Here is an 8,117-nt window from a genome sequence, read left to right as displayed (position 1 = left end):
GAGCAGCCGATAGCCGCCGGCGACCAGCCGGTGGAGCAGGTGGGCCATGGCGATCTTCGAGCAATCGGTCTTCCGGTGGAACATCGATTCGCCGAAGAACGCGGCGCCGAGCGACACGCCGTAGAGCCCGCCGACCAGCGCCGGACCATCCCACACCTCGACGGTGTGGACGATGCCGCGATCGAACAGCGCGCCATAGAGCCGGCGGATTTCGGGGTTGATCCAAGTGGTCTCGCGATCGACGCCGGAGGTGGCGCAGCCCTCGATGACGCCGGGGAAATCGGTGTCGACCTTCACCTGATAGGGATGGGTGCGCAGCGTCTTCCTCAGACTCCTCGAGATGTGGAAATCATCGAGCGGAATGATGCCGCGCTTCTGCGGGCTGACCCAGAACAGGTCGGGCGAAGTCGCGTCCTCTGCCATCGGGAAAATGCCGGCCTGGTACGCCCGGACGATCAGCTCGGGGGTAAGGTCGATGGCAAACGGGTCGGTCTTGCGGGTCATGGGAAGAATATGGGACTCCCTTGGACGCCGGGCAATGTGCATATCAGGAGGAATGCCCGGCGCGAGGGGATGAGGGGGGTGAAGGTGCGAATCCTGAGGTGGCTGAGCTTGGCGCTGGCGCTTGCCGCAGTGTACGTGATCGTCGCGCCGTTCGTACTGGCATTCGGGCTGGGTGGGTTGCTGACCGCGGGAGTCGTGGACTGGGCCGGCTATACCCGGACCCCGCCCGATGATCCGCTTACGATCGGCTATCGCGGCGATCCGGGGCAGGCCTTCGGCTACGCGTTCGAGACGGTGCAATATGCGACCGAGCTTGGACCGGCCGAGGCGTGGGTCATTCCGGCCGCCGAGCCGTCGCCGATCTGGGCGATCTGGGTACATGGCATCGGTGGCTTGCGGGAGAACGGCTACCGCATCGTCAAGACCCTGCATGAGCAAGGCGTGCCGGTGCTGATGATCACTTACCGCAACGACAAGGGCGCGCCGCGTTCGGCCGACGGCCTCTACAGCTTCGGCCTCGACGAGTGGAGGGACCTAGAAGCGGCGGTGGACTGGGCGCATGGCCAGGGCGCGGAAAGGATCGTGATTGCGGCGGAGTCGATGGGAGCGGCGATCACCGGGCAGTACCTGACGCATGCCGCAGACACGCGCACCATTGCCGGCTTGGCCCTCGATGCACCGGCGCTGGATTTTCCGGCCGTGATCCATGCCGGCGGCAAGCGCTACTGGGTGCCCCTGTCGGACCTCGTGGCCACGGCCGGGCTGGAGATTTCAACGCTGTTCCGGCGCGACCTCAGGCAGGCGGTGAGCCTTGACGCCGTGGCGGCCTTCGACGGGCCGATCTTCGTAGCGCACGGGACGCGCGATCCGCTCGTGCCGTTCTCGATCAGCGAGCGGCTTGTGGCGAAGCGGCCGGACATCCTGTTCTGGAGGACGGACGCAGACCGGCATCCGATGAGTTTCGAGTCGGATCGGGCGGGTTACACTGAGGCGCTACGGCAATGGCTGGCTGCGGTGCGACAGCCTGCCGCGACCGGTCCCAACCAGTGATGCCCGCAGCCGGCTTGCGTCAGCGGATGACGAAGCGGACCAGGAACGGCAGGACGATGGCGGTGAGAACGACCGGTGACATCATGATGATGGCGTCGAGGTAGTCGATCAGGTGCGGCATGGCTTTTCCCCTGTCTATCGGGAGACCATGCCCCAGCGGGGCTGAACCGGCGCTGGGCCGGGCGTTCATATTCCGTTAACAGCCGTTAACGCCCGCCCGCCTCAGGCCTTGTTTTCCTTGAGGTATTTTTCGAGCCAGTGGATGTCGTAGTTGCCGGTGATGATGTCCGGCTCCTTGATCAGGCGCTGGAACAGCGGGAGGGTGGTCTTCACCCCGTCGACCACGAACTCGTCCACCGCGCGGCGCAGGCGCTGCAGGCATTCGGGCCGGGTGCGGCCGTAGACGATGAGCTTGCCGATCAGCGAGTCGTAGTAGGGCGGGATCGAGTAGCCCTGGTACACCGCGCTGTCGACGCGCACGCCGACGCCGCCGGCCGGATGATAGAAGGTGATCTTGCCAGGCGAGGGGGCGAAGGTCTGCGGGTCCTCGGCATTGATGCGCACTTCGATGGCGTGGCCGTTGAACTGCACGTTCTTCTGCTCGATGCTGAGCTTTTCCCCCGAGGCGACGCGGATCTGCTCGTAGACGATGTCGACGCCGGTGATGCGCTCGGTGACCGGGTGCTCCACCTGCAGGCGGGTGTTCATCTCGATGAAGTAGAACTTGCTGTCCTCGTAGAGGAACTCGATGGTTCCGGCACCCGAGTACTTGAGCTTCCGCATGGCGGCGGCGCAGACTTCGCCGATCTCGATCTGCTCGGCCATCGGCACGGTTGGCGCGGCGGCTTCTTCCCAGACCTTCTGGTGGCGGCGCTGCAGCGAGCAGTCGCGGGTGCCGAGGTGCACCGCATTGCCCTGGCCGTCGCCGAGCACCTGCACTTCGATGTGCCGCGGCTTGCCGAGATACTTTTCCATGTAGACGGATTCGTTGCCGAAGGCGGCCTTCGCCTCGGCGCGCGCCGTCGACCAGGCGAGCAGCACGTCGGCGACGGTGTGCGCCACCTTCATGCCGCGCCCACCACCGCCGGCGGTGGCCTTGATTAGCACCGGGTAGCCGATCTCGTCGGCGGTCGCCAGCGCCTCGGCCTCGGTCCTCACCTCGCCGGCCGAGCCGGGGACCACCGGAATGCCGAGTTCGACCGCCGTCCGCTTGGCGGTGATCTTGTCGCCCATGATCTCGATGTGGTGCGACGAGGGGCCGATGAAGGTGATCTTGTGTTCCTGGAGGATCCGCGCGAAGCGCGCGTTCTCACTGAGGAACCCGTAGCCTGGATGCACGGCGTCGGCGCCGGTGATCTCGCAGGCGGCCATGATCGAGGGAATGTTGAGGTAGCTGTCCTTGGCCGGCGGCGGTCCGATGCAGACGCTTTCGTCGGCAAGGCGCACATGCATGGCGTTGGAATCGGCGGTCGAGTGGATGGCGACCGTCTGGATGCCGAGCTCCTTGCAGGCCCTGAGGATACGGAGCGCGATCTCGCCGCGATTGGCGATGAGGACCTTCTGGAACATCTGCCTTACTCGATGACGACGAGCGGCTGGCCGTATTCGACCGGGGTGCCATCCTCGACGAGGACGCGGGTGACGGTACCGGAACGATGCGCCGGAATCTGGTTCATCGTCTTCATCGCTTCGATGATGAGGACGGTCTGGCCTTCCGACACCTTGGTGCCGACCGGTGCGAACGCGGGCTTGCCGGGCTCGGGCGACAGATAGGTGGTGCCGACCATCGGGGAGGTGAGGGTGCCCGGGTTGGAACTGAGATCGTCATGCGTCGGCGCGATGTTGGCGGCCGCGCCAGCCGGAGCGACGGGCGCCGGTGCAGCATGGGCCGCCGGAGCCGGGGCGTAGGCCGGCATGGCGACCTGCTGCACGGCCTGCGTGGCGTAGGACCGGGTGACGCGGACACGCATGTCGTCGCGCTCGATCTCGATCTCGGCCAGGTTCTGCTCGTTGAGCAGCCGGGCAATGGCCTCGATCAGCTCCTGATCGGCATTCGGGGGCGCCTTGGTCATGTTCTGCCTCTTATAGTTTTTCGGCCAGTGCGTGGAGCGCCAGCCTATATCCGGTAGCGCCAAGACCGCAAATCACCCCCGTCGCCACCGGCGAGACATAGGAATGATGGCGGAACGCCTCGCGGGTGTAGATGTTCGACAGGTGTACTTCGATCACCGGCAGCGCCACGGCCCGGAAGGCATCGTGGATGGCGATCGAGGTATGCGAATAGGCGCCCGGGTTGATGACGATCGCGTCGAAATTGCCCAGCGCCTGCTGGATCCAGGTGACCAGTTCGCCTTCGATGTTCGATTGCCTGCAGGTGACCTCGAAACCGAGCGCATTGCCTTCGGCAATCGCCATCTTCTCGATGTCGGCAAGCGTCTGCGTGCCGTAGGTCTGGGGTTCGCGGGTCCCGAGCATATTGAGGTTCGGGCCGTTGAGGACGAGAACGCGGTGAGCCATGGTTCGTGCCTTTTGCACCGGCCCCCCAGCGGGCGCAAGCGTGGCGCGGAGTAATGCACGAAAAAGGGCGGTTTTGCGGCGAGAGAGCTGCTGGCGGCCCATTGATTGAGCGGTGGCTGTGGACCCCCACCCCTGTCCCCTCCCCCTAAGTAAGGGGAGGGAGACGAAAGCACCGGCATTTGTGGAAGGGTCTCCCTCCCCCGTTCAGGGGGAGGGGACAGGGGTGGGGGGCGGCTCGCACCAGCGTCGAGGCTATCCCCGGATCACCCCGGCTGAGCGGGACACACCGTCGCGCCGCAGGCGCGCATGTTCGCTATACGCTGCTTCAGCGCATCAAGACCGATGGCGCCCGGGATGACTTCCTCGCCGATGATGAAGGTCGGCGTGCCGGTGATCTTGAGCCTGTCGGCGATGCGATAGCTCTGGTCGATGACCGCCGCGACGTCGGGAGTGTTCATGCCCATTTCCAGCGTGATCGGATTGAGCCCGAGATCGGCGGCTGCCTTCAGCGCCGCGGCCTTGTCGACCTGGCCGCGGTTGGTGAACAGCGCTTGGTGGAACGCCCAGTAGTCGACCTGGGCGTCGGCGACCTGCACCGCGACGCGCGCCGCATCGATGGAGCCCTGCGACAGGATCGGGAACTCCTTGAGGATGACTCTGAGGTTCTTGTCCTCGTCGAGAAGAGTCGCAAGATCGGGCAGCGCCTGGCGGCAATAGGTGCAGTTGTAGTCGAACATCTCGACCAGCGTGACATCGCCCTGCGGGTTGCCGAGGACGATCTGGCCCGGCGCTTCGTAGATCGCCGGCTTCAGCTCGGCCAGCGCGGTCTTCGTGGCAGCCATGCGCTCGGCCGTCAGCTGGGCCTCCAGCGCTGCGGAGACTTTTTGCATGATCCCCGGATTTTTCAGCAGGTAGTCCTCGATCATCGGATTGAGCGTCGATGGGTCGAGCGTTGCGACGGCGGTTGAACCCGGCAGGTTCTGTTTGGGCTGGCGCGCGATGAAATCGGCGACGATGGTCTCGACTGCCGACGGTGTAAGGCCGGGCTCGGGCTTCGGCGCCTTCGCCACCACGTCCTCGACTATGGCGCGCACCGCGCCTTCGTTGACAGCCGGCCGCGCCAGGAGGGAAGCGCCGAGACCGCCGGCGAGGATGCCGACTAGCAGGACGAGGATGGTCGTGAGGCGCGACATACAAGCTCCGCAACGGACTGTTTCGGCGACTGTCTAGCAGACTAGAGCGATTTTGCCATGGCGAGGTAAAGGGCCGCGTCGATCGGCTTCAATTCTAGTTGAGGCGCCGCCGCAATTCCCTTAGCCAAGGCGCCATGCAGGACGACACCAAGCTCACGGGCCTGAGGCCCTTCTACGTCATGGAAATCACCGCGCGTTCCAAGCTCGTCGAGGCGAGCGGCCGGACGGTGATGCATATGGAATCGGGCGAGCCCGGCGCACCGCCGGCGCCACGCGTCCGCGAGGCCGTGGCAGCAGCGCTCGACCTGCCGCAGCACTACACCCACTCCGCCGGCCAGATCGAACTGCGCCGGGAACTCGTGGCCTATTACCGCGCGCAGCACGGGGTGGAAGTCGATCCCGAGAGCCTCGTCGTCACCATGGGCTCATCCTCGGGCTTCATCCTGGCGTTCCTCGCCGCCTTTGGGCGCGGCGCGAAGATCGCGGTGACCCGCCCCGGCTATCCCGCCTATCTCAACACCCTCGACGCGCTCGGCATGGAAGCGGTCGAAATCCCGGTGAGCGCGGCCGCCGGCTGGCGCCTCAGCGCCGCCGATATCGAGGCGGCACATGCCGGCGAAAAGTTCGACGGGCTGCTCTTCGCCTCGCCGGCCAATCCGACCGGCGCTGCGGTGACCCGGGAGGCACTCGAGGAGATCGTCGAGACCTGCGCCCGGCTCGGCGTGCGCATCATCTCGGATGAGATCTATCACGGGCTCGACTACCGGGCTCCGTCGGTGTCGGCGCTCGAGTTCACCCGCGACGCAATCGTCATCAACAGCTTCTCGAAATACTACTGCATGACCGGCTGGCGCATCGGCTGGATGGTGCTGCCCGAGGCGTTCAACCGCCGCACTAATATCCTGCAGCAGAATCTGTTCATCGCCGCGCCGACGCTGAGCCAGATCGCCGGCCGCGTGGCGCTCGGCGAGCGGGAGTATTCCGAGGAGCAGAAGGCGCAGTATGCGGTGAACCGGCATGTGCTGGCCGAAGGGCTGGCGCAGTTCGGGCTGGCCTCGGCCAATGAAGGCGATGGCGCGTTCTACGCCTATGTCGATTTCTCCCGCTTCACCAACGACTCGCTGAGCTTCTGCATGCAAATGCTGGACGAGGTCGGCGTGGCGGCGACGCCGGGGATCGACTTCGACAGGCTGAACGGCAACCGCTTCGTGCGCTTCTCCTATGCCGGGACGCGGGCGACGGTCGACGAGGGCCTGAACCGGATCGAGCAGTTCCTGAAGGGGAAATGAGCGGCCGCTGAATGGCGGCCGCCCGACGCAGCTAGCGCTGGCTCGGCGAAAAGACGCGGAGCCGGTTCCGGTCCGGGTCGGCCGCCGTGAAGGTGAGGCCGAAATCCATGCGGGTCGGTTGCTGGATGATCTCCACGCCCAGCTTCTGCCAGGCATCGAACGTGGTGGCGACCTGGTCGTCGGTCTCCACCTCGACGCAGAGTTCGCCGCCGCCGGCGCCGTCCGGCCTGGGCTGCACCTCGTTGCGAGCCCAGAGCCCGAGGGTGAGGCCGCTGGAGAGGGCGAACAGCGCCCAGTTGGGCGAGCTCTCGACCGGCGTGGCGCCGAGGAGGTTGCTGTAGAGTTCGGCCGCCTTGGGGGCATCCTCGACATAGGCGATGACGAAATTGAGCTTGGACATTGGTGTCTCCTGTTGCTGATGGAGACAGCCTAGCCGGCGCGACTGACAGTTTCCGGCAGTGGTCAGCGCGACGGCACGCCCTCGCGTTCGCGCCATTCCTTCAGCATCACGGCGCGCCGGGGCGGATAGCGCATGCCCGTGACCTCCATGCTCGAGATGCGGTCGATCCGGAAGCTGCGATAGTCCTGCCTCAGCTCGCACCAGCCCGCGACGACACGCACCTTGTCGAAGAAGCCGATGACGAAGGGCCAGATCGTGCGGTCCGTGCTCGATCCGTCCGCAGCGCGGTAGGCGATGGCAACCTTGTGCTCGTTACGGATGGCGACCCGCAACGCCCCGAGGTCGGCGACCATCGGGATCATCTCCCCGCCGCCTACGAGGAGCGCGGCCGCGGCATCGACATTTTCCCGCAGCTCGGACGGCGGCACGGCGGAAATCTTGCTGATGGCGTTGGTCGCCGCGAGCCCCAGCCGCTCGTCGGCGGCCCGAACCGCCACCCAGCGCGAGCCGAGCACCAGCGCTTCGATCTCGTCGGCCGAGAACATCAGTGGCGGCAGCGTGAAGCCGGGGCGGAGGATGTAGCCGATGCCGGGTTCGCCCTGGATGTCTGCCCCCTGCGCCTGCAGCGTTGCGATATCGCGGTAGAGCGTGCGGATCGAGATGCCGAGTTCCCCGGCGAGGGCAGGGCCGGCGACTGGTGTGCGGTGCCGGCGGAGTAGCTGGATCAGGTCGAGCAGGCGTTCGGTGCGGGACATGGTCTGATCGTAGCGGATTTCGGCTCGGCGCGAGAAGGCGCATAGTTTCCGTCATCGCAAAGGGAGGCTCGACATGACCGCGACCACACGCACCACCGGCATCCTGCTGATCGCCGTTCCGCTGGTCTTCACTGCGGGTTTCACCGGCCTGCAGATGACGTTCGACTATCCCGATATCCTGCGCCAGCCGGCGGGCGAGGTGCTGACGCGCTTTGCCACGGCGGGGCCGGACTTGCATCTCTACTGGTACGCCATGATGGCGGCGGCGCTGGGCATGATCCCGGCGGCAATCGGGCTTGGCCTGTTGATGTGGCCACGCGACGCGTTTGTTGCGGCGCTGTCGATCGGCGCGGGGGTACTGGCCGGACTGGTGCAGGCGCTCGGGCTGCTGCGGTGGGTCATCCTGGTG

10 protein-coding genes are annotated in these 8,117 nt (G+C 65.9%); 3 read left to right on the top strand and 7 right to left on the bottom strand.

The features are described from left to right. A partial coding sequence (gene aat / locus JWQ89_RS15220; RefSeq protein WP_299642349.1) for a leucyl/phenylalanyl-tRNA--protein transferase occupies positions 1–504 on the bottom strand: 504 nt, incomplete at its 3' end. An 84-nt stretch (positions 505–588) separates the two neighbouring features. Here aat and JWQ89_RS15215 point away from each other — a divergent pair. Further along, positions 589–1,554: a hypothetical protein gene (locus tag JWQ89_RS15215; RefSeq protein WP_299642348.1), complete on the top strand. Its 966-nt coding sequence runs from the start codon at positions 589–591 to the stop codon at positions 1,552–1,554. Between the two features lie 222 nt (positions 1,555–1,776). Here JWQ89_RS15215 and accC read toward each other — a convergent pair whose 3' ends face one another. The 4 genes from accC to JWQ89_RS15195 form a co-directional block, all read right to left on the bottom strand. Further along, positions 1,777–3,123: an acetyl-CoA carboxylase biotin carboxylase subunit gene (gene accC, locus JWQ89_RS15210; protein ID WP_299642347.1), complete on the bottom strand. Its 1,347-nt coding sequence runs from the start codon at positions 3,121–3,123 to the stop codon at positions 1,777–1,779. Positions 3,124–3,128: 5 nt separating this feature from the next. Continuing rightward, on the bottom strand, positions 3,129–3,626 hold the full coding sequence (gene accB, locus JWQ89_RS15205; protein ID WP_299642346.1) for an acetyl-CoA carboxylase biotin carboxyl carrier protein: 498 nt from the start codon (positions 3,624–3,626) through the stop codon (positions 3,129–3,131). Between the two features lie 10 nt (positions 3,627–3,636). After that, positions 3,637–4,071: a type II 3-dehydroquinate dehydratase gene (aroQ, locus tag JWQ89_RS15200; protein WP_299642345.1), complete on the bottom strand. Its 435-nt coding sequence runs from the start codon at positions 4,069–4,071 to the stop codon at positions 3,637–3,639. A gap of 263 nt (positions 4,072–4,334) precedes the next feature. After that, entirely contained in the window at positions 4,335–5,264 is a 930-nt protein-coding gene (locus tag JWQ89_RS15195; protein ID WP_299642343.1) for a DsbA family protein, read from the bottom strand. A 134-nt stretch (positions 5,265–5,398) separates the two neighbouring features. On the opposite strand from JWQ89_RS15195, the gene JWQ89_RS15190 reads away from it, so the two are divergent. After that, positions 5,399–6,553, top strand: a complete 1,155-nt coding sequence (locus JWQ89_RS15190) for an aminotransferase class I/II-fold pyridoxal phosphate-dependent enzyme (protein ID WP_299642342.1) — start codon at positions 5,399–5,401, stop codon at positions 6,551–6,553. Between the two features lie 31 nt (positions 6,554–6,584). On the opposite strand, the gene JWQ89_RS15185 is transcribed toward JWQ89_RS15190, so the two are convergent. Together JWQ89_RS15185 and JWQ89_RS15180 are read right to left on the bottom strand one after the other, a co-directional pair. Next, complete coding sequence (locus JWQ89_RS15185) at positions 6,585–6,953, bottom strand: VOC family protein (protein ID WP_299642341.1); 369 nt, start codon at positions 6,951–6,953, stop codon at positions 6,585–6,587. A gap of 62 nt (positions 6,954–7,015) precedes the next feature. Further along, the gene (locus JWQ89_RS15180) at positions 7,016–7,708 is read right to left on the bottom strand and encodes a YafY family protein (protein WP_299642339.1); all 693 of its coding nucleotides are present in this window, start codon (positions 7,706–7,708) and stop codon (positions 7,016–7,018) included. A gap of 73 nt (positions 7,709–7,781) precedes the next feature. Here JWQ89_RS15180 and JWQ89_RS15175 point away from each other — a divergent pair. Then, the coding region (locus tag JWQ89_RS15175) for a DUF4386 family protein (RefSeq protein ID WP_299642338.1) at positions 7,782–8,117 on the top strand (336 nt) is incomplete at its 3' end.

Origin of the sequence: Devosia sp., assembly GCF_028290645.1 — a bacterium.
Classification (GTDB): domain Bacteria; phylum Pseudomonadota; class Alphaproteobacteria; order Rhizobiales; family Devosiaceae; genus Devosia_A.
This window is presented reverse-complemented; position numbering and strand designations above follow the sequence as displayed.